This window comes from Frigoribacterium sp. PhB24, from assembly GCF_003755185.1.
In the GTDB taxonomy this organism is placed as follows: Bacteria; Actinomycetota; Actinomycetes; order Actinomycetales; family Microbacteriaceae; genus Frigoribacterium.
In genome coordinates this window covers 309702-334827 of sequence record NZ_RKIC01000011.1, presented here as the reverse complement: position 1 = coordinate 334827, position 25126 = coordinate 309702, and the positions used below count along the sequence as shown (strand labels likewise).

General features: G+C 72.1%; 25 protein-coding genes. 21 read left to right on the top strand and 4 right to left on the bottom strand.

Annotated elements, in window-relative coordinates:
• The first annotated feature begins 31 nt into the window (after nucleotides 1–31).
• The 7 genes from EDF50_RS09220 (at nucleotide 32) to EDF50_RS09190 (ending at nucleotide 6218) form a co-directional block, all read left to right on the top strand.
• On the top strand, nucleotides 32–514 hold the full coding sequence (locus EDF50_RS09220) for an FBP domain-containing protein (protein ID WP_123519248.1): 483 nt from the start codon (nucleotides 32–34) through the stop codon (nucleotides 512–514).
• Nucleotides 515–581: 67 nt separating this feature from the next.
• Complete coding sequence (locus EDF50_RS09215; protein WP_123519247.1) at nucleotides 582–893, top strand: antibiotic biosynthesis monooxygenase; 312 nt, start codon at nucleotides 582–584, stop codon at nucleotides 891–893.
• 123 nt (nucleotides 894–1016) lie between these two features.
• Nucleotides 1017–2111: a sigma-E factor regulatory protein RseB domain-containing protein gene (locus EDF50_RS09210; RefSeq protein WP_123519246.1), complete on the top strand. Its 1095-nt coding sequence runs from the start codon at nucleotides 1017–1019 to the stop codon at nucleotides 2109–2111.
• Between the two features lie 10 nt (nucleotides 2112–2121).
• Entirely contained in the window at nucleotides 2122–3144 is a 1023-nt protein-coding gene (locus EDF50_RS09205) for an ABC transporter ATP-binding protein (protein ID WP_123519245.1), read from the top strand.
• Nucleotides 3131–4015 carry an ABC transporter permease gene (locus EDF50_RS09200; RefSeq protein ID WP_123519244.1) on the top strand — a complete coding sequence of 295 codons (885 nt, stop codon included), beginning with the start codon at nucleotides 3131–3133 and terminating at the stop codon, nucleotides 4013–4015. The genes EDF50_RS09205 and EDF50_RS09200 overlap by 14 nt, the downstream gene beginning before the upstream one ends.
• Before the next feature lie 44 nt (nucleotides 4016–4059).
• Nucleotides 4060–5643 (top strand): hypothetical protein, encoded by a 1584-nt coding sequence (locus tag EDF50_RS09195; RefSeq protein WP_199738699.1) that lies wholly within the window; start codon nucleotides 4060–4062, stop codon nucleotides 5641–5643.
• Between the two features lie 83 nt (nucleotides 5644–5726).
• Nucleotides 5727–6218, top strand: a complete 492-nt coding sequence (locus EDF50_RS09190; RefSeq protein WP_054147589.1) for a MarR family winged helix-turn-helix transcriptional regulator — start codon at nucleotides 5727–5729, stop codon at nucleotides 6216–6218.
• Nucleotides 6219–6255: 37 nt separating this feature from the next.
• On the opposite strand, the gene EDF50_RS09185 is transcribed toward EDF50_RS09190, so the two are convergent.
• Nucleotides 6256–6942, bottom strand: coding sequence for an SDR family oxidoreductase (locus tag EDF50_RS09185; RefSeq protein WP_123519242.1), 687 nt, complete (start codon nucleotides 6940–6942; stop codon nucleotides 6256–6258).
• A 190-nt stretch (nucleotides 6943–7132) separates the two neighbouring features.
• Here EDF50_RS09185 and EDF50_RS09180 point away from each other — a divergent pair, with 190 nt between their 5' ends.
• Nucleotides 7133–8059, top strand: coding sequence for a glycerophosphodiester phosphodiesterase family protein (locus EDF50_RS09180; protein ID WP_123519241.1), 927 nt, complete (start codon nucleotides 7133–7135; stop codon nucleotides 8057–8059).
• Nucleotides 8060–8131: 72 nt separating this feature from the next.
• On the opposite strand, the gene EDF50_RS09175 is transcribed toward EDF50_RS09180, so the two are convergent.
• The gene (locus tag EDF50_RS09175) at nucleotides 8132–9748 is read right to left on the bottom strand and encodes an ABC-F family ATP-binding cassette domain-containing protein (RefSeq protein WP_123519240.1); all 1617 of its coding nucleotides are present in this window, start codon (nucleotides 9746–9748) and stop codon (nucleotides 8132–8134) included.
• A gap of 124 nt (nucleotides 9749–9872) precedes the next feature.
• Between EDF50_RS09175 and EDF50_RS09170 the strand changes: the two genes are divergently transcribed.
• The 7 genes from EDF50_RS09170 to EDF50_RS09140 all read left to right on the top strand — a co-directional run bounded on the left by EDF50_RS09170 (nucleotide 9873) and on the right by EDF50_RS09140 (nucleotide 16703).
• Entirely contained in the window at nucleotides 9873–10853 is a 981-nt protein-coding gene (locus EDF50_RS09170; RefSeq protein WP_123519239.1) for a bifunctional methionine sulfoxide reductase B/A protein, read from the top strand.
• A gap of 73 nt (nucleotides 10854–10926) precedes the next feature.
• Nucleotides 10927–11301, top strand: coding sequence for a DUF4180 domain-containing protein (locus tag EDF50_RS09165; protein WP_123519238.1), 375 nt, complete (start codon nucleotides 10927–10929; stop codon nucleotides 11299–11301).
• A gap of 2 nt (nucleotides 11302–11303) precedes the next feature.
• Nucleotides 11304–11921: a molybdenum cofactor guanylyltransferase gene (locus tag EDF50_RS09160; protein ID WP_158612676.1), complete on the top strand. Its 618-nt coding sequence runs from the start codon at nucleotides 11304–11306 to the stop codon at nucleotides 11919–11921.
• A gap of 9 nt (nucleotides 11922–11930) precedes the next feature.
• On the top strand, nucleotides 11931–12188 hold the full coding sequence (locus tag EDF50_RS09155) for a DUF6457 domain-containing protein (RefSeq protein WP_123519388.1): 258 nt from the start codon (nucleotides 11931–11933) through the stop codon (nucleotides 12186–12188).
• Nucleotides 12185–13357 (top strand): molybdopterin molybdotransferase MoeA, encoded by a 1173-nt coding sequence (locus tag EDF50_RS09150; RefSeq protein WP_123519236.1) that lies wholly within the window; start codon nucleotides 12185–12187, stop codon nucleotides 13355–13357. Before EDF50_RS09155 ends, EDF50_RS09150 begins: the two co-directional genes overlap by 4 nt.
• A gap of 53 nt (nucleotides 13358–13410) precedes the next feature.
• Nucleotides 13411–14394 carry a formate dehydrogenase accessory sulfurtransferase FdhD gene (gene fdhD, locus EDF50_RS09145; protein WP_123519235.1) on the top strand — a complete coding sequence of 328 codons (984 nt, stop codon included), beginning with the start codon at nucleotides 13411–13413 and terminating at the stop codon, nucleotides 14392–14394.
• Nucleotides 14391–16703: an FdhF/YdeP family oxidoreductase gene (locus tag EDF50_RS09140; RefSeq protein ID WP_123519234.1), complete on the top strand. Its 2313-nt coding sequence runs from the start codon at nucleotides 14391–14393 to the stop codon at nucleotides 16701–16703. Before fdhD ends, EDF50_RS09140 begins: the two co-directional genes overlap by 4 nt.
• A gap of 31 nt (nucleotides 16704–16734) precedes the next feature.
• On the opposite strand, the gene EDF50_RS09135 is transcribed toward EDF50_RS09140, so the two are convergent.
• Together EDF50_RS09135 and EDF50_RS09130 are read right to left on the bottom strand one after the other, a co-directional pair.
• A complete protein-coding gene (locus tag EDF50_RS09135) occupies nucleotides 16735–17898 on the bottom strand; it encodes a N(5)-(carboxyethyl)ornithine synthase (protein ID WP_123519233.1) in 1164 nt (387 codons plus the stop codon).
• A 25-nt stretch (nucleotides 17899–17923) separates the two neighbouring features.
• Complete coding sequence (locus tag EDF50_RS09130) at nucleotides 17924–18964, bottom strand: Lrp/AsnC family transcriptional regulator (protein ID WP_148076801.1); 1041 nt, start codon at nucleotides 18962–18964, stop codon at nucleotides 17924–17926.
• Nucleotides 18965–19097: 133 nt separating this feature from the next.
• On the opposite strand from EDF50_RS09130, the gene EDF50_RS09125 reads away from it, so the two are divergent.
• The 6 genes from EDF50_RS09125 to EDF50_RS16430 all read left to right on the top strand — a co-directional run bounded on the left by EDF50_RS09125 (nucleotide 19098) and on the right by EDF50_RS16430 (nucleotide 25099).
• Entirely contained in the window at nucleotides 19098–20048 is a 951-nt protein-coding gene (locus tag EDF50_RS09125) for a polysaccharide deacetylase (protein ID WP_233570475.1), read from the top strand.
• A gap of 69 nt (nucleotides 20049–20117) precedes the next feature.
• Nucleotides 20118–21431 carry an MFS transporter gene (locus tag EDF50_RS09120; RefSeq protein ID WP_123519231.1) on the top strand — a complete coding sequence of 438 codons (1314 nt, stop codon included), beginning with the start codon at nucleotides 20118–20120 and terminating at the stop codon, nucleotides 21429–21431.
• Nucleotides 21431–22228: an SDR family NAD(P)-dependent oxidoreductase gene (locus EDF50_RS09115; protein ID WP_123519230.1), complete on the top strand. Its 798-nt coding sequence runs from the start codon at nucleotides 21431–21433 to the stop codon at nucleotides 22226–22228. The genes EDF50_RS09120 and EDF50_RS09115 overlap by 1 nt, the downstream gene beginning before the upstream one ends.
• Nucleotides 22229–22243: 15 nt before the next feature.
• A complete protein-coding gene (locus EDF50_RS16815) occupies nucleotides 22244–23293 on the top strand; it encodes a ketopantoate reductase family protein (RefSeq protein WP_199738698.1) in 1050 nt (349 codons plus the stop codon).
• Nucleotides 23290–24441 carry a M20 family metallopeptidase gene (locus EDF50_RS16810; protein ID WP_199738693.1) on the top strand — a complete coding sequence of 384 codons (1152 nt, stop codon included), beginning with the start codon at nucleotides 23290–23292 and terminating at the stop codon, nucleotides 24439–24441. The genes EDF50_RS16815 and EDF50_RS16810 overlap by 4 nt, the downstream gene beginning before the upstream one ends.
• Before the next feature lie 172 nt (nucleotides 24442–24613).
• On the top strand, nucleotides 24614–25099 hold the full coding sequence (locus EDF50_RS16430; RefSeq protein WP_148076800.1) for a hypothetical protein: 486 nt from the start codon (nucleotides 24614–24616) through the stop codon (nucleotides 25097–25099).
• The last annotated feature ends 27 nt before the right edge of the window (nucleotides 25100–25126 follow it).

Below are 25126 nucleotides of genomic sequence, written 5' to 3'. Positions count from 1 at the left end.
GCTGACGAGACCCGACGGCACGAGGGAGAACATGAAGCCGCTGACCGAGAACGACATCCGCGAGTCGTTCGTCAACGCCCTGCCGGGCGACCTCGACCGTCTGCCGATCCCCGGTCTGCACGAGATGCTGTGGGAGGAGCGCGAGTTCCTGGGCTGGCGTGATCCGCAGGCCCACCACCGGGGCTACATCGTGCACTGGATGGACGACCGGCCCGTCGGTCTCGTCGTCCGCTCGTCGAGCAGCTCGTTGCGCCCCGGCATCGCCGCCATGTGCTCGCTCTGCCACTCGCCCCAGCCGGCCACGCAGGTGCGACTCTTCACCGCCCCCAAAGCGGGCGAGGCCGGCCTGAACGGCAACACGCTCGGCACCTACATCTGCGAGGACCTCGCCTGCTCTTTGCTGATCCGGGTCGCTCCCCCACACCTCAACCCACCCGAGCAGATCGCTCGCCGCTCGGCCGGCCTCGCCGAGCGGGTCCAGGGGTTCACGGCCAACGTCATGAAGACCGCCTGACGCGCGGTCGTCCCCCGGGTCGTCACCGCACCTCCTCGTCCTCCGCCCCCCACCGAAAGGCACCGTCGTGTCCGTCGTCAAGATCAACGCCATCCACGTCCCCGAGGGCTCCGGCCCCGAGCTCGAGAAACGCTTCGCCGCGCGCAAGCACTCGGTCGACGGGGCGGAGGGGTTCGAGGGGTTCCAGCTGTTGCGTCCCGTCGCGGGCGACGACCGCTACTTCGTCGTGACGACCTGGCGCAGCGAAGAGGACTTCGCGGCCTGGTCGGCCGACGGCGCGCAGGCCGTCCACGCCCGCCCCACCGGGTCGGGCGACGCCCCGAGGGGTCCCGTCGCGACGGGTGCCGACCTGCTCGAGTTCGAGGTCGTCGAGCTCTGATACCCACGTCGCTCGACGTCGAGCGGACCTCGGCCGGAATGACAGCGATCTCCAGGCTTCGCGCGTAGTCTCCCGTCCAATCGCCGACCCGCTCGGGGCCCGGCGTGAGAGGTCGCGATCGTCATGAAGAAGTCCACCCGCTGGGCCACCGCCGCCGCCGTCCCCGTGGCCGTCGTCGCCGCGAGCATCGTGGTCCCCGCCGTCTCGGCCACGGCCGACGTCGACCTGCCCGACAAGACCCCGCAGCAGGTGCTGGCCCTGGCCGCCTCGAGCTCGGAGGCGTCCTACTCGGGCACGATCGAGCAGACCTCCGACCTCGGGCTGCCCGACGTGTCGGCGCAGGCCACGGGCGGCGGGTCGTCGTCCGACGCCGCCGGCGCCCTCGACCTGCTGACCGGCAGTCACACCGCCAAGGTGTACGCCGACGGCGCCACGAAGCAGAGGGTGCAGGTCATCGACGACCTCGCCGAGCGCAACGTGATCCGTGACGGGTCGAGCGTGTGGACCTACGACTCGAAGACGAAGGACGCGACGCACGCGACGCTGCCCGATCGGGGGGCCACCGAGAAGCCGAGCGCCCTGCCCGACGGCACCACCGTCCCGCAGACCCCGGCCGAACTGGCCGACCTGGTCCTGTCGTCGATCGAGCCCACGACGACCGTCACGGCCGATTCCGACGTCAGGGTGGCCGGACGCGACGCGTACCAGGTCGTCCTGACCCCGAAGGACTCCTCGACGCTCGTCGCGAGCGCGACACTCACCGTCGACGCCGAGACCGGCATCCCGCTCAAGGTCGTCGTCGCCGCGAAGGGGCAGAGCGACCCGGCCCTGTCGGCCGGGTTCACCTCGGTCGACTTCGGTGCCCCTGCGGCGTCCGTCTTCGCGTTCACTCCCCCGGCGGACGCGACCGTGACGGACGTGACCGTGCCGACCGGCGCCTCCGGACGGTCGGAAGGCGACGCGGCGCACGCCGAGAAGACCGTGATCGGCTCCGGCTGGAGCACGATCGTCGGGGTCACCCCGGCAGCGGGGTCGACCGACGGCACCTCGTCGGCCGACGCCGACAGCACGGGGTTGCTCGACCAGCTGACGACGAAGGTCGACGGGGGTCGCGTGCTCGAGACCTCGCTGGTCTCGGTCCTGCTCACCGACGACGGCCGGGTCTTCGCCGGGGCGGTCGACGCCTCGACGCTGCAGGCCGCCGTCGCCGGTCAGTGACCTCCGGCCGGTGAGCCACGACACCGCCACCGTCCCGGCGTCGACCGACGGCGACGCCTCCCGAGGGGCGTTCGCCGTCGAGACGACGGGTCTGACGAAGCAGTTCGGCCACCAGCGGGCCGTCGACGGTGTCGACCTCGCGGTGCCGCACGGCAGCGTCTACGGGTTCCTCGGCCCGAACGGCTCGGGCAAGACCAGCACGATCCGCATGCTGCTGGGGCTCACCTCGGCGTCGAGCGGCGACATCCGGGTGCTCGGCGGGTCCATGCCCGACGACCTGCGTCGCGTGCTGCCTCGTGTCGGCGCCCTGGTCGAGGGCCCGGCGTTCTACCCGTTCCTGTCGGGCCGGGCCAACCTGCACCGGCTCGACTCGGGCGACCGCTCCGCCCCGGCCTCCACGCGCCGCGCCCGTGTCGACGCCGCCCTCGACCGCGTCGGGCTCGGGCACGCCGCCGCGAAGAAGGCCCACGCGTACTCGCTCGGCATGAAGCAGCGCCTCGGCATCGCCAACGCCCTGCTCATGCCGCGGGACCTGCTGGTGCTCGACGAACCGAGCAACGGCCTCGACCCGCAAGGCACGCGCGAGGTCCGCACCCTGATCCGATCCCTCGCCGACGAGGGCACGACCGTCTTCGTCTCGAGCCACCTGCTCAGCGAGGTCGAGCAGATGTGCACCCACATCGGCGTGATGAGCGCCGGACGCCTGCTGACCCAGGGCACGCTCGACGACCTGCGCGCCCTCGGCACGCACCGGGTCCGCCTGCTCACGCCCGACCCGGACGCCGCCCGCGACGTCCTCGTGCGCCTGGGACTCGCCCCGGAGGCGCGGGTTCGGCCGGACGCGACGCCCGCGACTGCAGGCGGTTCGGTGAGCGTGGAGGCCGATCTCGCCGTCGAGGGGCTCTCGCCCGAGTCGATCGTGGTCGCCCTCGTCGCCGCGGACGTTCGCGTGCGCGGGTTCGAGGTGGCCGGAGCCAGCCTCGAGGACCGCTTCGTCGACCTGACAGGGGAGGGCTTCGATGTCGCCGGTTGACCCCCGGGACACGCGTCCCGACGCCGTCCTCCCGGCCGACCGTCCGCGGGGCGGGCTGGGTCTCGCCCTCCTGGGGAGCGAACTGGCGGTGCTCTTCCGCCGCGTCCGGACGATCGCTCTGCTCGCCGCGCTGGCCCTGATCCCGGTGCTGCTCGCCGTCGCCGTCCGGGTCACGTCGTCCGACGGCGACGGTGGTCGCGGACCGGCCTTCCTCGGTGACATCACGCAGAACGGCCTCTTCGTCTCGCTCACCGCCCTGACGGTGGCGATCCCGCTCTTCCTGCCGCTTACCGTGGGGGTCGTCGCCGGCGACACGATCGCCGGCGAGGCGAGCCTCGGCACCCTGCGGTACCTCGTGGTGACCCCGGTGGGCCGGGTGCGCCTCCTGCTCGTCAAGTACGCGGCCGCGGCGGCGTTCTGCCTCGCCGCCACGCTCGTCGTGGTCGTCTTCGGCGCGATCGCCGGTGCCGCGTTGTTCCCGGTCGGGCCGGTCACCCTGCTCTCGGGTCAGACGATCGGCCTGGGCGATTACGCGCTGAGGCTGCTGCTGATGGCCCTCTACGTGACCATGTCGCTGCTGGGCCTCACGGCGATCGGCCTCTTCGCCTCGACGCTCACGAGCGTGCCGGTCGGGGCCATGGCGGCGACGATCGTGCTGTCGACCGTGGCCCAGATCGTCGACGCCCTGCCGCAGTTGGACGTCCTGGACCCGTGGCTGTTCACGCACCACTGGCTCGGTTTCGCCGACCTGATGCGCGACCCGATCGCCTGGGACTCGTTCGGTGCCAACGCCTTGCTGCAGGCCGGCTACGTCGTCGTCTTCGGTGCGCTGGCCCTCGGCCGGTTCACCACCAAGGACATCCTGAGCTGACCCGTCGGCCCACCGGTGTCGGCGGTCGCGGTTACCGTGGATCGGTGCTTTCCTCCACCCGACCACCCTCCGCCCGCGCCCCCCGCCGCCGCCCGGCGACCACGGCGGCGCTCACCGCCGTGGCCCTGCTCGTCGTCGCCGGCTGCACGTCCACCTCGGTCGACGACGCCGACGGTCGCACCGCCCTCGTCACCCGCGAGCAGGAGGCGCGGGTCACCGTGGTCGGTGCCGCCACCGCCCCCGAGAGGGCCGTCGAGGCCAGCCGGGCGATGTTCGCCTCGAGTCCGGTGGCGGTCGTCGCCCCGGACGGGGACGCGGCAGGCCAGGCGGAGGCGGCCGACGAGGCGGAACGACTCGGCGTGCCGATGCTGCTCGCCCCGGCGGGGACCTCGACCGGGTCGCCGACCGGCGGCCCGTCGACCGGAGACGAGGCGACCGGAGACGAGGCGACCGGGCCGTCCGTCCTGGCGGCCGAGCTCGATCGGCTCGGTGTCGAGACCGTGTTGGCGGTGGGCGACGTGGGGGCGATCGAGGGGACGCGTGTCGAGGTGGCGACCAGCGCCTCCTCGGTCGACGTGCCCGACGCGGCGACGCCCCTCGACGACGTCCTCGCCGTCGCGGCGGGGGCCGACGACGTCGCGGCCACGGCCACCGCGCGGGCGGCTGGCGCCGAGGTGCAGGAGCTGCCCGACGGGGTCGTCGACCTGCAGGCCTCCGGCGACGTGATCGACGCCCTGCATGCCTCGCCGACGACCGACACGGTGCTGATCGGCGCGTCGTTCTCGACCGTGCGCGACCCCGGGTGGTCGGTCGCGGCCGCCCGGTCCGGTGCGCAGCTGCCCGGCGGCGGGCAGCGGTTCTTCCCCGACCGACGGTTCGTGGCGCTCTACGGGGCACCCGGTACCGGCGCCCTCGGGGTTCTGGGCGAGCAGGACGTCGCGGCGACCGTGCAGCGGGCCGCCGACGTCGCGGCGAGCTACGACGTGGCGAGCGACCGTCCCGTCGTGCCGATGCTCGAGGTCATCGCGACCGTCGCCGCCGGTGCCGCGGGGGACGACGGCGACTACTCGAACGAGCTGTCGGTCGAGAGCATCGAGCCCTACGTCGAGGCGGCCGCCGCCGCGGGTCAGTACGTGGTCATCGACCTGCAGCCCGGGCGCGCCGACTTCTTGAGCCAGGCGAAGCGCTACGAGTCGCTGCTCTCGAAGCCGAACGTCGGACTGGCCCTCGACCCCGAATGGCGCCTCGAGGCCGATCAGGTGCCGCTGCGACAGATCGGGGGCGTCGAGGCGAGCGAGGTGAACGCCGTGTCGACCTGGCTGGCCGACCTCGTGGCGTCGAAGGGCCTGCCGCCGAAGATGTTCGTCCTGCACCAGTTCCGGCTCGACATGCTGCGCGACCGGGCGTCGATCGACACGTCCCGCCCCGAGCTGGCCACGCTCATCCACGCCGACGGTCAGGGCTCGCAGCCCGACAAGCAGGCCACCTGGCGCACGCTGCACGACGGCGCCCCGGCCGGGGTCGCCTGGGGATGGAAGAACTTCTACGACGAGGACACCCCGATGCTCAGCCCCGAGCAGACCATGGCCGACGTGTCGCCGACGCCCGACCTGGTGACGTACCAGTAGCCGGCGGGTGAGCCCGTGTGGCCGATTCCCCGGCGGGTGGACGAAGATGAAGTGCACGACACGACCGATTGGAACGCACCACCGTGGCCACGAACGACGAAGTCGACCTGATCATCGACGCCTGGGCCCGCGAGCGCCCCGACATCGACTTCGCACCCCTCGACGTCTTCTCCCGCCTCCGCCGCCTGTCGCGTCGCCTCGACCGCATCCGCAGCGAGGCCTTCGCCCACGCCGGCCTCGAGATCTGGGAGTTCGACGTGCTCTCGGCCCTGCGTCGGGCCGGCGATCCCTTCCAGCTCAGCCCGAAGCACCTCGTCACGGCGACCATGGTGACGAGCGGCACGATGACCAACCGTCTCGACCGTCTGGTCGAGCGCGGGCTGGTCGAGCGCCGGGGCGACCCGAGCGACGGCCGCGGCGTGCTGGTGCGCGTGACCGAGGACGGCATCGCCCGGGTCGACGCCGCCATGCTCAGCCTGGTCGACGCCGAGAGCGCCAGGCTGCACTCCCTCTCGCCGGCCCAGCAGGCACAGCTGGCCGATCTGTTGCGCCTCGTCGGCGACGAGTTCAGCTAGGCACGTTCAGCGGGTCACCTTCAGCCGCCGTTCGCCTTCAGCCCGCGAACGCCGAGCTGGGCAGGTCCTTCTCACCGTCGGCGATGGCCCGCACGATCCGCTCGGCCACCGCGTCCGGGTCGAGGGCCGCACCGAACGTCGGGGCCTGCCCCGCCACGGCCCGGGTCGCGAGCCCGGTGTCGGTGTGCCCCGGGCGTGCGTCGAGCACGCGGATGCCGTCGCGCCGGTACTCTCGTCCGGCGGCCGACACGAAGGCCGCCAGGGCCGCCTTCGACGCCGAGTACGCGGCCATGCCGACCGTCGGCGCCTCGGACACGACCCCGCTGATGGTCACGACGAACGGCTTCCGGCCGGCCTCGGCGGACTGCGCGAGGGCGGCATGGGCGTCGCGCAGCAGACGGATCGGCCCGAGCGCGTTTGTCCCGACGAGTTCGTCGAGCGTGTCGTCGTCGAGGTCCTTCGCCGCTCCGAAGGCGACGACGCCCGCGGCGACCACGACGCCGTCGAGGCGTCCGTGCTCGTCGAGGGCCGAACGGACCAGCGCCGCGCCTCCTGACGGGTCGCGCAGGTCGGCGAGGTAGGCGCCCGGCCCCGACAGCGGGTCCGGGCGTCGCGCCGCGCGCACGACGACGGCCCCCTCGTCCTCGAGCATCGCGGCGACGCGCACGCCGAGTCCGCCGGACGCGCCGGCCACGAGCACCACGGCTCCGTCGAGATCGGTCATGTCGCCGACCCTACGCGCGTCGCTCAGCCCCCTCCGCAGAACATTCGCGAGGGGACGAGGCGTCGCGCCGTGACACGGTGTCCCGTCCGCTCCCGGGACCCACGCCCCGACACGAGGCATCCGGGCGAAGACCGGGTGAACCCGGGACGAGTGGTCGCGACCACCCCCGGAGACGGCTCATAGTGAGGCCATGCCGTCCTCTCTCCCGCCGCGCTCCCCCGTGTCCCGCCGCGCCGTGCTGCTCGCGGCAGGCGGCGTCGCCGTCCTCGGAGCGGCCGGCACGGGTGTGGCCCTCCGGAACGCGCGCCTGACCGAGGAGGCGCGGGTCACGCCGACCGCGCCTCCCCGCGCGGTCGACGCCCTGCGGGCCGCACGTCCCGCCACCGTCGCGCACCGCGGCGGGTCACGCGACTGGCCCGAGATGTCGCTGTTCGCCTACCGGCAGTCGGTCGCGGCCGGGGTCGACGGGCTCGAGATGTCGCTCGCCCGCACCTCGGACGGCGTGTGGTTCGGCCTGCACGACGAGACCCTCGACCGCACCTCGGGCACGTCCGGCTTCGTCGCCGCCGAGCACACCTGGAGCGAGGTGCAGCGGTACCGCATCTCGGCGGCCGAGACGAGCGACACCGGGCAGTCGGACCAGCCGTACGCACGCTTCGACGAGATCGTGCGCGAGTTCGGCCGCGAACACGCCCTCTTCGTCGACCCGAAGTACGTCGCCCCCCGCTTCTACCCCGAGCTGTTCGAGATCGCCCGGACCCGACTCGGCACGGCCGACCTGACGCAGACGCTCGTCGGCAAGGGCTACTGCACGCAGACCGACTGGGGCGACCTCGTCGCGGCCGAGGGGTGCGCGACCTGGGGGTACTACTACGCCGACGAGCTGGCGGAAGACCCCGAGCTGCTCACCCGGACCTCCGACAGCTGGAGCATGCTGGGCCTCGACTGGTCCGCCCCGGCCGCGACCTGGGCGACGATGACGGCCACCGGCAAGCCGGTCCTCGGCCACATCGTGTCCGACCTGGACGCCGCTCGCGCCGCACTCGACGGGGGTGCGTCCGGGCTCGTCGTCTCTGGCGTCGCCGAGGTCGTCCGGCAGCTGACGACCGAGGGCTGAGCCCGGTCACGCGCCGGCCCGGTCGCACGCCGGCCCGGCGCGGCCCGACGCGACCCGGCGCGGCCCCACGGCTCAGGCGGCGGTGACCGCCACGCGCTCGGGCCGCTCGGCGTCCGCCCCGAACACCAGCCGTCGGGTCGCGACCTTGTCGGCGAAGAACCGGTCGTGGCTGACCACGACGACCGCGCCGGGGAAGTGCTGCAGCGCGCGCTCCATGACCTGGGCGCTCGGCACGTCGAGGTGGTTGGTGGGCTCGTCGAGCAGCAGCACCGAGGCACCGGAGAGCAGGCACTGGGCCATCGCGACACGGGCCCGCTGACCACCCGAGAGCGCCCCGATGCGTTTCTTGAGGTCGGCCTCGCTGAACTGGAACATCGCGAGGAACCGCCCGACCGACTTGCGCGTCGCCGTCAAGGCGAGGCTGTCGGGCATGGCGTTGACCGAGTGCGTGACGGTGTCGTCGTCGTCGAGCTCGGCGAGCACCTGGTCGTACGAGACCACCTTGACCCCGCCGGCCCACGCGGCCCGACCGGCGTCGGCGCGTTCCTCGCCGGTCAGCACGCGCAGCAGGGTGCTCTTGCCGCTGCCGTTCGCGCCCGTGACCACCAGGCGGTCGCCGCGGCGCAGCTCGAAGGTGAGGTCGTCGAAGAGCGTGCGGTCGTCGCGGGCCTTGCCGAGGCCGTCGACCCGGCAGAGGACGTCCTTGACGTGCAGCCCCGAGTAGATCTCGGTGATGATCTGGTCGACCGGACGCGGAGCCCGCGACTTCTTGACCTTGGCCAGCTGTTTCAGCAGGTCGCCACCGTCCTGCCGCTTGGCGGCCTTCGCGGCGTCGCGGCGGTCCGAGATGCCCTCGGCCTCGAACGCGAGCAGCTCGGACTCGTGCACGAACTGCTGCTCGAGGCTCTTCAACCGGAACTGCTTCTGCACGACGTACTCGGCGAAGTCGCCCGGGTAGTCGTGCAGGTGGAAGTTCTCGACCTCGACGATGCGGGTGACCACCGCGTCGAGGAAGCTGCGGTCGTGCGACACGACGACGGCCGCGCCGTGGAAGTCGCGGAACCAGGACTCGAGCCACTCGACGCCGACCACGTCGAGGAAGTTCGTGGGCTCGTCGAGCAGCAGCACGTCGGGGTCCTCGAGGACGATCTTCGCCAGGGCCGCCCGGTTGCGCCAGCCGCCGCTGAGGTCGTCGATCGGGCTCGTGCGGTGCGCGTCGCTGAACCCGAGGACGCTCAGGGCGGTGTCGATGCGGCGCGGGTACTCCCAGCCGTCGACCCGGTCCATCTCGGCGAACAACTCGGACTGCCGGTGGATGAGCTGGTCGAGGGCTGCCCCGCCGTCGGGGTCCATGGCGACCACGGCGATGTCGGCGTCGATCTGCGCCAGGTCGGCCTCGACCTGGCGCTCGTGGGCGAAGAGCCCGGTCAGCACCTCGACGATCGTCTGCGTGCCGTCCAGCTCGGAGAACTGCGAGAAGTACCCCACCCGCACGCCCTGCTCGAGCGTGACCGTGCCCTCGTCGGGCTGCACCTGGTCGAGCATCAGCTTGAGCAGCGTGGACTTGCCACTGCCGTTGCGACCGACGATCCCCACGCGCTCCTTCTCGTCGAGGCGGAAGAACGCCTCGCGCACCACCGGGGTGCCGTCGAAGCGGACGGTCACGTCGTTCAGTCGGATCAGGCTCATGCGTCGATCCTCGCAGGCCGACGGAACACCCGGCGCCGCCCGGTTGTTGTCGTGAGAGGCATCGACGCGACCGCGGGCACCCGACCCCATCCGATCAGACCGACGCCGACGAACAGGAGGCATCATGTCGAACCAGTACCGGAAAGACCCCGAGGCGGTCGCCCGCCTCACGTCGACCCAGCGCCGCGTGACCCAGGGCGGCGGAACCGAACCCGCGTTCCGCAACGAGTTCTGGGACTCGAAGGACGCGGGCATCTACGTCGACCTGGTCTCGGGCGAGCCCCTGTTCGCCTCGGTCGACAAGTTCGACAGCCGCACGGGCTGGCCGAGCTTCACGCGCCCGATCGACGCCGAACACGTCGTCGAGAGGCGCGAGGGGTTGTTCTTCAAGCGCACCGAGGTGCGCTCCACCGCCGGGGACAGCCACCTCGGCCACGTCTTCCGGGACGGCCCCACCGCCACCGGGGGGCTGCGCTACTGCATCAACTCGGCGGCTCTCCGCTTCGTCCCCTACGCCTCACTCGAAACCGAAGGATACGGTGCCTACATGACGCTCTTCTCCCCCGAATCCACCCCCGCACCCAGCGGCACGACCGAGACCGCGATCCTCGCCGGCGGCTGCTTCTGGGGTGCCCAGCAGCTGCTGCGCCGTCGACCGGGCATCGTCTCGACCCGTGTCGGCTACTCGGGCGGCAGCGTGCCGAACGCCACCTACCGCAACCATCGCGGTCACGCCGAGGCGGTCGAGATCGTGTTCGACCCGGGCCTGACCTCGTACCGCGAGATCCTCGAGTTCTTCTTCCAGATCCACGACCCGTCGACGAAGGACCGTCAGGGCAACGACGTCGGTGACAGCTACCGCTCGGCGATCTTCTACACGAACGACGAGCAGCGTGCCACGGCCCTCGACACCATCGCCGACGTCGACGCCTCGGGCATCTGGCCCGGGAAGGTCGTCACCGAGGTCACCGCCGCGGGCGACTTCTGGGAGGCCGAGGAAGAGCACCAGGACTACCTCGAGAAGGACCCCTTCGGATACACCTGCCACTTCGTCCGTCCGGGCTGGGTGCTGCCGAAGCGCGACGAGCAGGTCGCCGCGGGCTGACGCCCGCGAGGCCTGCAGGAGGCGCGGTGCCGGTACCGACCGGCACCGCGCCTCCTGCGCTTAGCCTGTGGGCATGCGCATCGACGACCACGGCCCTCATCGCGTCCTGCACGTCGACCCGGTCGGGCCCCGCTTGTCGACCGAGGCGGACGCCGTCGACCTCGTCGGAGAAGCGTTCGGCGCCGACGCGTCGGCCGTCGTCGTGCCGGTCGGCCGTCTCGATCCGGCCTTCTTCGACCTGAGCACCCGCCGCGCGGGTGACTTCGCCCAGAAGCTCGTGAACTACCGCGTGCAGTTGGTCGTCCTGGGCGACGTCGGCCGGCACGAGGCGGCGAGCGCAGCCTTCCGCGACTGGGTTCGCGAATCCAACCGCGGCCGGCACGTCTGGTTCGTCCCCGACGAGGGCACCCTGGCCGCACGTCTCGCCGCGACCGGCCCCCGAGGGTGACCGTGGGTCCTGACGTCGACGCCGTCCTGCTCGCCGGGGGTCGCGCCTCCCGGGTGGACGGCGCCGACAAGACCGCGTTCACGAGCGGCGACGCGACACTGCTCGACCGGGCCGTCGACGCGTCGACCGGGGCCCGCACCCTCGTCGTGGTCGGCCTGCGCGAGGGACGGGTGCCGCCCGCCGGCGCGCTGCTGACCCGCGAGGAGCCCGCCTGGTCGGGGCCGGTGGCGGCCCTCGCGGCCGGTCTCGACGCCGTCGGGGACGCGGCCCCCTGGACCCTCGTGCTGGCCTGCGACCTGCCCCGAGCGCCCGAGGCCGTGCAGGCCCTGCTCTCCGGCGGGGACGTGGCCGGCGACGATCGCCGTGACGGCCTGCTGGCGGTCGACTCGGGCGGGCGACGACAACCGCTGCTCGGCCTCTACCGGACCGGCGCCCTCGAGACCCGACTCGCGACCCTGCGGGCCGACGGCCCCCTCGCCGATCTCTCACTGCGTCGCCTGCTCGACGGGCTCGACCTGCTCGAGGTGTCCCTTCCCGACGAGTTCTGCGCCGACGTCGACACCGTCGCCGACGCCGACCGCCTGGGTGTCGTCCGGCACGAGCCCGATGCGACTGGTTGAGTGTCGACCATGACCGACACACCTGCCGAACTCGACGTCTGGGCCGCACGACTCGTCCAGGCCCTGGGCCTGCCCGCCGACTTCGTGGTCGACGTCCCCGTGGTGCTCGACCTCGCCCGCGACGCGGCGCACGGGGTCGCCCGCCCGGCCGCGCCGCTGACGACCTTCCTCGTCGGCTACGCCGCGGGCCTCGCCGGTGGCTCGCAGGTCGAACTCGACCGGGCCGTGGCGACCGCCACCGCGCTGGCCACGGCCGACCCCGAGTGACGGTCCGGCGGGCCGACTGGCGGGTCGCCCGCGCCGAGGCCGCCGACGCCGCCCGGGCCCTGCCCCGCGCCCTCGAGACCGTGGGGCTCGCCGACGCGGTCGGTCGCACGCTCGCCCACGACGTCACGAGCCTCGCACGCGTGCCCGGTTCCGACGTCTCGGCGATGGACGGCTGGGCGGTCGCCGGCGAGGGGCCGTGGCGCCTCGGCACGTCGATCGTCGCGGGCCCGGTCTCCGAGGACGCCGCCCTGCTGCCGCCAGGGGTCGCCCGACCGGTGACCACGGGGGCCGTCGTGCCGACCGGGACCGACCGCGTGCTCCGCTCGGAGTCCGGGCACCTGTCCGACGGCGTCGTGACGGCCGACGACGATCCCCGCCGCCCGTCGCACGTCCGTCGGGCCGGCGAGGAGATCGACGTCGGTGACGCCCTCGTCGCCGCGGGCACGACGCTCACCCCGCCCCGCGTCGCCGTGCTGGCCCTCGGCGGGCACGACTCCGTACCGGTCGTCGCACGCCCGACGGTCGCCCTGGTCGTGCTCGGCGACGAGGTCGTGGCCGAGGGCGTGCCCGGACCCGGCACGGTCCGCGACGTGTTCTCGGTGCCGGTGCCGCGCCTCCTCGACTCTCTCGGCGCCGCGCCGGCGACGACGACGCGGGTGTCCGACGACCTCGACGCGACGGTCGCCGCGCTGGACCGCCCCGACCGCCGCCTCGTGGTGACGACCGGCGGCACCGCGCACGGCCCGACCGACCACGTCCGGGCCGCCCTCGAACGGTCGGGCGCCGAGCTGGTGGTCGACGGTCTCGCGATGCGTCCCGGGCAGCCCCTGGTGGTCGCGCGGCGGGGCGGGACGCTGTACCTGTGCCTGCCGGGCAACCCGATGGCCGCCTACGTCGGGCTCGTGGTCGTGGGGACCGCGGTGGTGGACGGCCTCCTCGGCAGGCGACCCGCGCCTCCCGGGTCCGTCACGCTCGCGGTCGACGTCGCCCACCCCCGGGCCGGATCGCTCGTGCAGGCGTACCGGGTGACGCCGGACGGCGCCGTGCCGACCGAGCGGCAGTCGTCCGCGATGCTGCGCGGCCTGGCCGACGCCGACGGGCTGCTGATCGTGCCCGAGGGCGGGGCGCGGGCCGGCGACGTCGTCCCGGCGCTCGGGCTGCCGTGGTGAGACGCGAGCCCCGCCGGCTTTCGGATTCCGGGTTCGAGGGGTAGACCTGACCCATGGCACGCATCACGTCCCGCAAGCCGGTGACCCGCATCACGGTCGGCGACGACGGCTCGGCGGGAGTCCGCAGGACGATGGACACCCTCGCCGTCGAGGAGCCCCTCGAGATCCGCGTCGGCGGCACGTCGCTCGCCATCACCATGCGCACGCCCGGGCACGACTTCGACCTCGCCGCGGGGTTCCTCGTGTCGGAGGCCGTCATCTCGACCGGTGACGAGTTCTTCGCGGCCCGCTACTGCGCCGGCGCCACGGCCGAGGGGCTCAACACCTACAACGTGCTCGACGTCACGCTCGCGCCCGGGGTGCCCGCGCCCGACCCCAGCCTCGAGCGGGCGTTCTACACGACGAGCTCGTGCGGACTCTGCGGCAAGGCCTCGATCGACGCCGTGCGCACGACGTCGCGACACGAGGTGCTGCACGACCCCCTCGTCGTCGACCCCGCGCTGCTCGCGACCTTCCCCGACCGTCTGCGCGAGGGGCAGGACGTCTTCGAGAAGACCGGCGGACTGCACGCCGCGGCCCTGTTCGACGGCCGGACCGGCGAGCTGCTCGTGCTGCGCGAGGACGTCGGGCGACACAACGCCGTCGACAAGGTCGTCGGCTGGGCCGTCAAGGAGGCGCGGCTGCCGTTGACCGGGACCGTCCTGATGGTCTCGGGTCGCGCCTCGTTCGAGCTCACCCAGAAAGCCTCGATGGCCGGCATCCCGGTGCTCGCCGCCGTGTCGGCTCCGTCGTCGCTCGCCGTCGACCTCGCGACCGAGCTCGGCGTCACGATCGTCGGGTTCCTCCGCGGTCGGTCGATGGTCGTCTACTCACGGCCCGACCGGCTGGGCGAGCCCGACGGGACCGAGCCGGCCGCCCACGCGAGCGTCCCCGGCGACGCGGCCCGCGCCTCCTCGTCCTCCGACTCCCCCGACACCCCCGGTGGCGCGACGCGCGCCTCCTCGCCCGTCCCTTTGACGATCGGAATCAGACCGTGACCGAGAAACCGCCCGTCTCCGACGTGACCGACGCCGACATCGAGGTCGGCCCTCCGCGCGAGTGGGCCGCCGGCGTGCCCGGCGTGCTGCACTCGATGGACCCGGCGATCAAGCAGCTCGGGCTGGCCCGCACCGTCAAGCTCATGACGTCGCTGAACCAGAAGGACGGCTTCGACTGCATGAGCTGCGCCTGGCCCGACCCGAACCACCGCAAGGTGGCCGAGTTCTGCGAGAACGGCGCCAAGGCGGTCACCTGGGAGGCCAACCCGGTGCTCGTGCCCGACACGTTCTGGGCCGAGCACTCGATCACCGACCTGCTCGACAAGACCGAGTACTGGCTCGGCATGCAGGGCCGCCTCACCAAGCCCGTGCACAAGCCGGCCGGGAGCGACCACTACCGCGAGGTGTCGTGGGCCGAGGCGTTCCGCATCGTCGGCGACAAGCTGAGGTCGCTCGACAGCCCGGACGAGGCGTCGTTCTACACCTCGGGCCGCACCTCGAACGAGGCCGCTTTCGCCTACCAGCTCTTCGTGCGCGCGTTCGGCACGAACAACCTGCCCGACTGCTCGAACATGTGCCACGAGTCGACGAGCCTCGCCATGGCCGAGGTGGTCGGCATCGGCAAGTCGACGATCGCGTACGACGACTTCGAGCAGGCCGACCTGATCATCATCCTGGGGCAGAACCCGGGCACCAACCACCCGCGCATGCTGACGGCCCTCGAGGACGCCAAGTTCAAGGGCGCGAAGATCGTCGCGGTCAACCCGCTGCCCGAGGCCGGCCTGCGTCGGTACAAGAACCCGCAGCTGCCGCGCGGCGTCGCGGGACGCGGCACCGAGATCGCCGACCAGTTCTTGCAGATCCGGCTCGGCGGCGACATGGCCCTGCTGCAGGCGGTCGCCAAGCGCGTCCTCGAGGCCGAGGACGCCGCGCCCGGCACGGTGCTCGACCACGAGTTCCTGGCCGAGCACACCGTCGGGCTCGAGGCCTTCCGCGAGCACATCGCGCAGGTCGACGACGACGAGGTGCTGCTGGCGACCGGCCTCGACCGGGCCGAGATCGACGAGCTCGCCGACCGCTACCTGGCCTCGGACCGCGTGATCATCACCTGGGCGATGGGCATCACGCAGCACCGCAAGGCCGTCGACACCATCAAGGAGATCATCAACCTGCTGCTGTTGCGCGGCAACATCGGCAAGCCGGGTGCCGGCGCCTCGCCGATCCGCGGGCACAGCAACGTGCAGGGCGACCGCACCATGGGCATCTGGGAGCAGGTCTCGGACGAGTTCCTCGACGCGCTGCAGAAGGAGTTCCGCTTCGACCCGCCCCGCGAGCACGGCGTCGACGCCCTCAAGGGCATCACGGCCATGCAGGAGGGGCGGATCAAGTTCTGGATGGGCATGGGCGGCAACCTCGTGGCCGCGATCTCGGACACCCAGCTCGCCGAGGCCGCGATGCGCGGCACCGACATGACCGTGCAGGTGTCGACGAAGCTCAACCGCTCGCACGCCGTCGTCGGCGCCGAGGCGCTCATCCTGCCGACGCTCGGCCGCACCGAGATCGACGTCCAAGAGGCGGGGCCGCAGTTCGTCTCGGTCGAGGACACCGTGTGCTCGGTGCACGGCAGCCACGGCCAGGTGCCGCCCGTCGCGCCCGACCTGCTCAGCGAGGTCGCCATCGTCAGCCGCCTGGCCCGGGCCACGCTCGGCGACCGGGCCGACCTCGAGATCGACTGGAAGTCGTTCGAGGACGACTACGACACGCTGCGCGACCACATCAGCCGTGTCGTGCCCGGCTTCGAGCGGTACAGCGAGCGGGTGCGCAGTCGTGACGGGTTCGTCCTGCCGAACGGGCCGCGTGACTCGCGGACGTTCCCGACGACGGTCGGCAAGGCGATGATCACCGTCAACGACCTCGAGCACGTCGAACGCCCCGAGGGCACGCTGCTCTTGCAGACCCTGCGCTCGCACGACCAGTACAACACCACGATCTACAGCCTCAACGACCGCTACCGCGGCATCAAGAAGGGTCGGCACGTGGTGTTCGTCAACCCGCTCGACCTCGACGACCTCGGGCTGACCGACGGCCAGAAGGTCGACGTCTCGACGGTCTGGACCGACGACGTCGAGCGGGTGCTGCGCGACTACCGCGTGGTCGCCTACCCGACGGCCCGGGGGTGCGCCGCGGCCTACTTCCCCGAGGCGAACGTGCTCGTGCCGCTCGACAGCGCGGCCATCGGCAGCAACACCCCGGTGTCGAAGGCCGTGCTGGTGCGGGTCACGCCGGCGGCGGTGCCGGTAGGGGTCTGAGCCCGAGCCCGAGCGTCAGGCGGGCGGCTCGCTAGCCGACCGGCGCGTGCGGGTACGAGGAGGCGCGGTGCTGGAAGGCGAGGATCGCCTCGTTCTCGACCCGCCCCTCCGCGATCTCGATGGCGCGGCGGATCGTGTCGGACGCCGCCCATGAGGTCGGCCCCTCCATGACGGTGCGCAGGAACGGCAGGAGCGCCTCGCTGATCTCCCACGTCGTGGAGTTCCAGAGCAGCGACGGGCTGTGGTCCACGGCGTAGTAGTTCGTGGTCGCACCGACCGTGACGAGGGGCTCGGCGAAGGTCGTGGCCCGGGCCCAGTCGAAGCCCATGCCCTCGTCGACCGAGACGTCGACGATCAGGCTGCCGGGGCGGAAGGCGTCGAGGTCGGTCTCGCGCAGGTAGGTGAGCGGCGCGTTCGGGTCTTGCAGGGTGCAGTTGACGACGATGTCTGCCGCGGCGAGGAACGGCGCGAGGGCGACCGGCCCGTCGGGGGTGTTGACCGTGCTGGCGCCGGGCGTCTCGGCGTCGTGCTCGAACTGGAAGATGTCGACCGACGGGATCGGTGAGCCGACGGCGGCGATGTTGCGGTTCGTCAGGACGCGGACGTCGTGGATGCCGTGGGCGTTGAGGGCCGTGACGGCGCCGCGGGCGGTGGCGCCGAAGCCGATCACGACGGCGCTGAGGCGACGGCCGTAGTCGCCGGTCGAGCCGCAGAGCTGGAGGGCGTGCAGCACCGAGCAGTAGCCGGCGAGCTCGTTGTTCTTGTGGAAGACGTGGAGGCCGTAGCCGCCGTCGGACTGCCAGTGGTTCATGGCCTCCCAGGCGATCAGGGTGAGGCGCTTGTCGATGGCGAGCTGGGTGATCTCGCGGTCCTGGACGCAGTGGGGCCAGCCCCAGAGGGTCTGACCGTCGCGCAGGCCCTCGAGGTCGGCGGCCTGGGGCTTGGGCAACAGGACGACGTCGCTGTCGGCGACGATCTGCTCACGGTCGGCCAGGGCGACGAGCGGCTCGAGGTCGGCGTCGGGGGTGCCGAAGCGCAGGCCGTAGCCACGCTCGAAGGTCATGTTCGCCCGCAGATCGGCGTCGATGCGGTCGAGGTGGGCGGGGTGGATCGGCAGGCGCCGCTCGTCGGGCTTGCGCGAGGTGGCCAGGACGCCGAGGCGCAGCAGTGCGGGGGTGGGCGTGTTTTGGCTCATGCCTGACCTTAGACGGGTGGCCGGGTCATCTTCGCAACACGTCGGGCACCTGGGCGCCGAGGCGCAGGCCGTCTCGATCGATCCAGTAGCGACGTTGGAGCCGGAGGCCGGTGACGCTCTGGATGGACCGGACCCACGGCAGCGCACCGAGGTCGTCGCGGATGAACGTCGCGAGGTCGACCGGTCCCCGGAACACACCGGAGAGGCTGATCGGCGCCGACCCGGTCACCGTGGACAGCAGCCGGACGCTCGGATGCGTGGCGACCTGTTCGAGGGTGCGCGAGACGTCCCGGGGCTGCACGTCGATCGTCACGATCGCGTGCAGCGGGTAGCCCAGCAGGTCGGACTGCACCTCGACACGGGGCGAGACGGCCCCGGTCTGCAGCAGGAGCCGGATGGCGCGCGCCGCCGTCGAGGACGACACGCCGAGGGTCCGCCCGACCTCGGCCGCCGTGACCCGCGCGTTGGCGCCGAGCAACCGCATCGTCTCGAACTCGAGGTCGCTCAACTGGTCGAGATCGTGGAGCGGAGGCTGCCCGGCCACGGCCGCGTGCTGCTCGAGGCGCGCGACGCGCTCGTCGTCGAGCCGGTGGTACCGCCAGGCCAGGCCGACCTTGGCGGGTTCGAGGATCATGCGGCTGTCGACGGCGCGGACGCCCGGGATCGACGGGATCACGCTGCCGAGCAGCTCCTCCTGGTCGGAACCCCGGAGCGGGAAGAGGTTCGCGTAGAGGTCCGCCGGACCACTGGTCTGCAGGACGAACTGGACGTCGGGGATGCGCAGGAGCTCGGCCAGCACGGCCCTCGACCGCCCGGGGGCCGAGGTGATCCACAGTTCGTACGGGTTGCTCGAGGTGATGAGCTCCCAGGCGTAACGGCCGACGACCCGCAGGAGGCGCTCCTCTTGCAATCGGACGAGACGGCGACTCAGCGTGCTCACGGGCAACCCGAGGATCTCGGCGAGGGCGGCGGTGGGGACCCGAGGTGCGACGTGCATGGCGGCGACGATGTCGAGGTCGGTCTCGTCGAGGAGGGGCTGACCGGCGGGAGGCACGAGACGTGGCACGGCATCAGGATACGGCGCGCAGGTCGACGCCGAGCTGGCTCGGATCGGACACCGTGATTCATCCAACCGTTTCAGGGTGGAAATGCGATCGAAACACCCATTTGGGTTGAGTCTGCTTGTATTTCTTTCTACAGTGACCTACGTCGATGACATCGAGGTCACCGACGACGCCGGGAGGAACCGCATGGACGACCAGCAACCGTGGCAGTGGACCGAGAGCGAGTGGCGAGGGCACGTCGAGTTCGTGCGGGCCGGTCGGACGCTCGTCGACGACGAGCCGGCGTCACGCTGGCCCGGGGGTGCCCGCGTCGCCGTCGCGATCTCGTTCGACTCCGACCACGAGACCCCGGCCCTGCGGGACGGCGAGACCTCGCCCGGCCGCATGGCCCAAGGCGAGTTCGGTGCGCGTCACGCCGTGCCCCGCATCCTCGACCTGCTCGCCCGGCACGAGGTGCCGGCGTCGTTCTTCATGCCGGCCGTCTGCGCCCTGCTCCGCCCCGACGAGGCTCCCGGCTACGCGGCAGCCGGACACGAGGTCGCCGTGCACGGCTGGATCCACGAGCGCAACACCGCTCTCGGTCACGACGACGAGCTCGAGCTCACCTCACGGGCGCTCGAGGTCTTCCAGCAGCAGTTGGGCCGTCGCCCGGTCGGCATCCGCACCCCCTCGTGGGACTTCTCGGGGTCGACGCTCGCCGTCATCCGCGAGCTCGGGTTCGTCTACGACTCGTCCCTGATGGCCGACACCGAGCCGTACGAGTTGCTCGAACGCGGCGAGCGCACCGGCGTCGTCGAGATCCCCGTCGAGTGGGTCCGCGACGACGCCCCCTACCTGATGATGGATCGCTTCGGCGGCCTCCGACCCCACATGCCGCCGCGCGACCTGCTGCAGATCTGGGTCGACGAGTTCGACGCCGCCCGCGCCGAGGGCGGGCTGTTCCAGCTCACGCTGCACCCGCACATCATCGGCCACCGGTCACGGCTCCGCGTGCTCGACGAACTGCTCGCCCACATCCGCTCGGTCGACGACGCGTGGTTCGGCACGCACGCCGAGCTCGCGGCGCACGTCCGCCGCCTCCTGTGATGCGCCTCCCGACCCGCGCCGCCCCTCCTGCCCTCGCACCACTCACGTCCACCTCGAGAGAGTCAGCACATGAGCACAACCGCCCCTGAGACCGTCCACGACACAAAACTCAGCAGCAAGGGCCGCAAGGCCATCGTCGCCGGCAGCATCGGCAACGCCGTCGAGTTCGTCGACTGGGCGTTGTACTCGACGTTCTCGTCGATCTTCGCCCACCACTTCTTCCCGCCGGGCGACGACGTCGCCGCCCTCCTGTCGACCCTCGCGATCTTCGCCGTCGGTTTCGTGATGCGGCCCGTGGGCGCCGCCGTCATGGGCAGCTACGCCGACCGGCACGGACGCAAGAAGGGCCTGCTGCTCACCATCACCCTGATGGCGGTGGCGACCCTCGTGATCGGCATCTCGCCGACCTTCCAGCAGGTCGGCTACCTCGCGCCGGTGATCCTCGTGCTCGCGCGCCTCGTCCAGGGCTTCGCGGCCGGTGGCGAGTTCGGCTCCGCGTCCGCCTTCCTCGTGGAGTCCGCCGCCCCCCGACGCCGTGCCTTCGCCGGTTCGTGGCAGCAGGTCTCCGTCGCCGCCGGCGTGCTCATCGCCTCCGCCCTCGGGTTCGTCATCACGACGGCCCTGCCCGAGGACGCGGTCGACAGCTGGGGCTGGCGCGCGGCCTTCGTCTTCGCGGCCTCGCTCGGCTTCATCGGGCTGTGGCTCCGGCGCTCGGTCGAAGAGACGACGTCGTTCGCCACGGGCCAGGACCGTGTCGAGAACTCCGACCTCGCCACCCGGCGCAACGCGTTCGTCCGGATGGTCAAGGACCACCCGAAGGCGACGCTGCGGGTCTTCGGCATCACCATCGCCGGCACCCTGCTGTACTACCTGTGGGTCAACTTCATGCCCACCTACGCGGCCGTGACGACGGGCATCCCGCTCAACCAGGCCCTGCTCGCCAACGTCATCGCGATGGTCGTGTTCATCTGCCTGCTGCCGTTCGGCGGCATCCTCTCGGACACCATCGGTCGTAAACCGACCATGGCGGCCTTCGCCGGTGGGTTCCTGCTCTTCGCCTGGCCCGCCTTCACGTTGCTGAACGGCAACTTCTGGACGCTGCTCGCCATCGAACTCGTCGGTATCGTCCTGCTCGTCGGCTACTCGGCGAACTGCGCCGTCATCATGGCCGAGCAGTTCCCGCCCGAGGTGCGGGCGACCGGCATCGGTCTGCCCTACGCCCTCGCGGTCGCCGTCTTCGGTGGCACCGCGCCGTACATCACCACGTGGATGAACACGAACGGGCACGGCGGCTGGGTCTGGGCCTACGCCGCGGGTGCCGCCGCGATCGGGCTCGTGGTCTACCTCACGATGCCCGAGACCAAGGGCAAGGTGCTCGACTGATGCGGCACGTGCTCGTGACCGGGGCAGGTTCCGGCATCGGCCGGGAGGTCGCCCTCACCTTCGCCCGGGCGGGCGACGCGCTCACCGTCGCCGACCTGAACGCCGAGCCGCTCGCGCGGACGGCCGAGCTCGCTCTCGAGGCCGGTGCCCGCTCGTGCGTGACGGCGACGAGCGACCTGCGACGTGACGACGCCCACGAGATCCTCCTGGACACGGCGTGGCAGTCGGCACCCGTCGACGTGCTGGTGTCCAGTGCCGGGGTCTACCCGGCGACACCGTTCCTCGACCTCGACGCGACGACCTGGGACTTCGTGCTCGACGTCAACACCCGGGCTCCGGTCCTGCTCACGGTCGCCCTCGCCCGTCGCGCCATCGCCGCAGGGCGTGGCGCGAGCGTCGTCAACATCTCGTCGGGGGCGGCCCTGCGGGCTCGCCCCGGCGCGGCGCCCTACTCGACGTCGAAGGCCGCCCTCGAGGCCGCGACCCGCGCCTCCGCTCTCGAGCTCGGTCGCCACGGCATCCGCGTCAACGCCGTGGCGCCCGGCTTCGTCACCGTCGACTCGGCCGTCAACCCGGTCACCGACGAGTACGCGGACGCCGTGGGCGACAACCCGCTGGGCCGCCGGGGCAGCCCGGCGGACGTCGCCCGCGCCGTCGCCTGGCTCGCCGGCGACGAGGCCGAGTGGATCACGGGCGAGGTGCTGCGCGTGGACGGCGGCTCGTCGACGGGCGCCTGGAACCTTCCCCCGCACTGGACCGCCACGACGACCGCCGACATCGACGGCCCCACCGCCTGACGAATGGAGAACCACATGATCCCGACCTACACCGTCGTGGGCGCCGGCGCGATCGGCGGCACGCTCGCCGCGCACCTCCACCTCGCCGGCGTCGACGTGCACCTGGTCGACACCGACCCCGAGCACGTGGCCGCCATCCGCGAGAACGGCCTGCGGATCGAACACCCGGATGGCGAACTCACCGCCCGCCTGCCCATCTCGACCCCCGACGAGGCACCCGGGCAGCTCGGCGCGGTCCTCCTCGCGGTGAAGGCGCAGGCGACCGACGGCGTCGCCGCGTGGATCGCGCCCCGCCTCGCCGGCGACGGCTGGGTGGTCTCGATGCAGAACGGCCTGAACGAGCCGACCATCGCGCACCACGTCGGCGCCGAGCGCACGGTCGCGGCGTTCGTCGACCTGTTCGCCGACGTCGTCGCGCCCGGCGTGGTCAAGGACGGGGGCATCGGCGACATCGCCCTCGGCGAGTTCGCGGGCGGCACGAGCGACCGCGTCCGGACCCTCGCCGACGACCTGCGGCACTGGGGTCGACCGGTCGTGTCGGACAACGTGCAGGGCTTCCTCTGGTCGAAGCTCGGCTTCGGCGCGATGCTCGTCGCGTCGGCCCTGGCCGACGACGACATGGGCGACCTGATCGATCGGCACCGGGTGGGCATGCACGCCCTGGTCCGCGAGGTGCTGACCGTCGCCCGGGCCGAGGGCGTCGCGCTCGAGGGCTTCGACGCCTTCACGCCGGGCGCCTACCTGAGCGCGGAGGCAGGCGGGGTCGACGGCCCGGACGCGGTGACCGGCAGGGCCGACGGCCCGGACGAGGCGACCGACGCGCTCGTCGCCTGGCTCGGACGTCAGACGAAGAAGCGCTCGGGCATCTGGCGTGACATCGCCGTCCGGGGGCGCCGCACCGAGGTGCCGACGCAGTACGCGCCGGTGCTGGCCGCCGCCGAGCGACACGGTGTGCCGGTGCCGTTGACGCGCTGGTTGGTCGAGTCGATCGTCCGACTCGAGACGGGGCGGATCGCCATGAGCGAGGACCACCTGGTCGAGCTCGACCGACGGGCCGCCGCGTGAACCCGCTCGTCGAGGCCGCCGAGGCCCGTCGGCCCCAGCTCGTCGCCGACCTGACCGCCTACGTGCAGCTCGAGACGCCGTCCGACGACCGCGCGGCCCTGGCCGCGGGTCTGACCTGGGTGCGCTCGTACCTCGGCGAACACCTCGGGGCTCCCGACTCCGAGTCCACGGTCGACGGCGCCCCGCACGGTGACGTCGCCGTGCTGGACTGGGACGCCGTCCACGAAGGCACCGGCAGCGTCGCGATCCTCTGCCACTACGACACGGTCTGGCCGCTCGGCACCCTCGCCGACTGGCCGGTCACCATCGACGGCGACCGGCTGACCGGCCCGGGCGCCTTCGACATGAAGGCGGGCCTCGTGCAGGTCGTGCACGCCCTCACCATCGCGAGGGAGCGCGGCCTGCCCCTGCCATCCGTGCGCTTCGTGCTCAACGGCGACGAAGAGATCGGTTCGCCCGCGTCGCGCCCCGTCATCGAGGCGGCGGTCGCCGGCCGGGACGCCGTCCTCGTGTTCGAAGCGAGCGCAGGAGGCGCGCTCAAGACCGCGAGGAAGGGCGTCGGTCTCTTCACGGTCACCACACGCGGCGTCGAGGGCCACGCCGGGCTCGACCCCGAGAACGGTGTGAGCGCCATCGACGAGATGGCCCGGGTGATCGTCGCCCTGCACGACTCCGCCGACCTGGCCGCCGGGACGAGCGTCAACGTCGGCACGATGACCGGTGGTTCGAGGGCGAACGTCACGGCCGGGAGCGCGGAGGCGCTCGTCGACGTGCGGGTGACGGACGTCGACGAGATGCGTCGGATGGATGCGGCCTTCGCGGGCCTGGCACCTCACCGTGAGGCCGCCGAGATCGCGGTCGACGGCGGCTGGAACCGCCCTGTCATGGTGCGCGGCGCCGGGACGGCGGCCCTGTTCGCGGTCACCCGGGAGGTCGCCCTCGAACAAGGTGTCGTCGTCGAGGAGACCTCGGTCGGCGGTGCCAGCGACGGCAACTTCGCGGCCGCCCTGGGGTTGCCCGTCCTCGACGGGCTGGGCGCCGTCGGCGACGGTGCCCACGCCCGCCACGAGTGGATCTCGATCGACGGCATGGTCGAGCGGACGGCCGTCGCGGCGGGCCTGCTGACGAGGCTCGGCGGCGGCGCCTGACGGTTGCCGCCGGGCCGCAGGCCACCGCGCTCGACGCCGAGCATGCGAGAAGGAGAACGACGCTGGTGTCGACGGTCGGATGGGCCCTCCCCACGATCCAAGTCCATCCCGTTCCCCCCAGCCTCGGGCACCCTCGTGCATGCCGCAGCATCGGGTCGCCAGGATCGACCCCATGGAAATCAGATACAGCGCCTGCCCGGTAGCACCCGAACATCTCGAGCTGGCTCGCGCCGACCCGCTCGCGTACATGAACGATCACTGTCCCGACGCGCCGTGGGACGATCCGTCGTGGGCCCATTCCTGGCTCGATCTCGACAAATCGTGGCGTGATCTGCAAAAACTCTTTGTCATGCCGGATCAGATACCGGCCGAAATGGGTCTCGACCTCGTGAGAGGAGACGTCCGGTATCCCCGGGGCGAAATCCACGGGTACGAATGCCACTACGAGGTGCTCGATCCGAACCGGGTCGAGGTGGTGGCGAGACAGATCGCGCGATACGACAAGGCTGACGTCCTGGCCCTCAACATCGCCAGCGGCCGCACCGACGACGGGCTGAGGAGCGACGTCAACTACGTCGGGCACTACCTCGCGACCGCACAAGAATTCACGGCCCGGCAGGCGCGAGCCGGCAAGGGGCTGGTCTACCGGATCGGCTGAATCCCACTGATCTCACGCCTGCAGCAC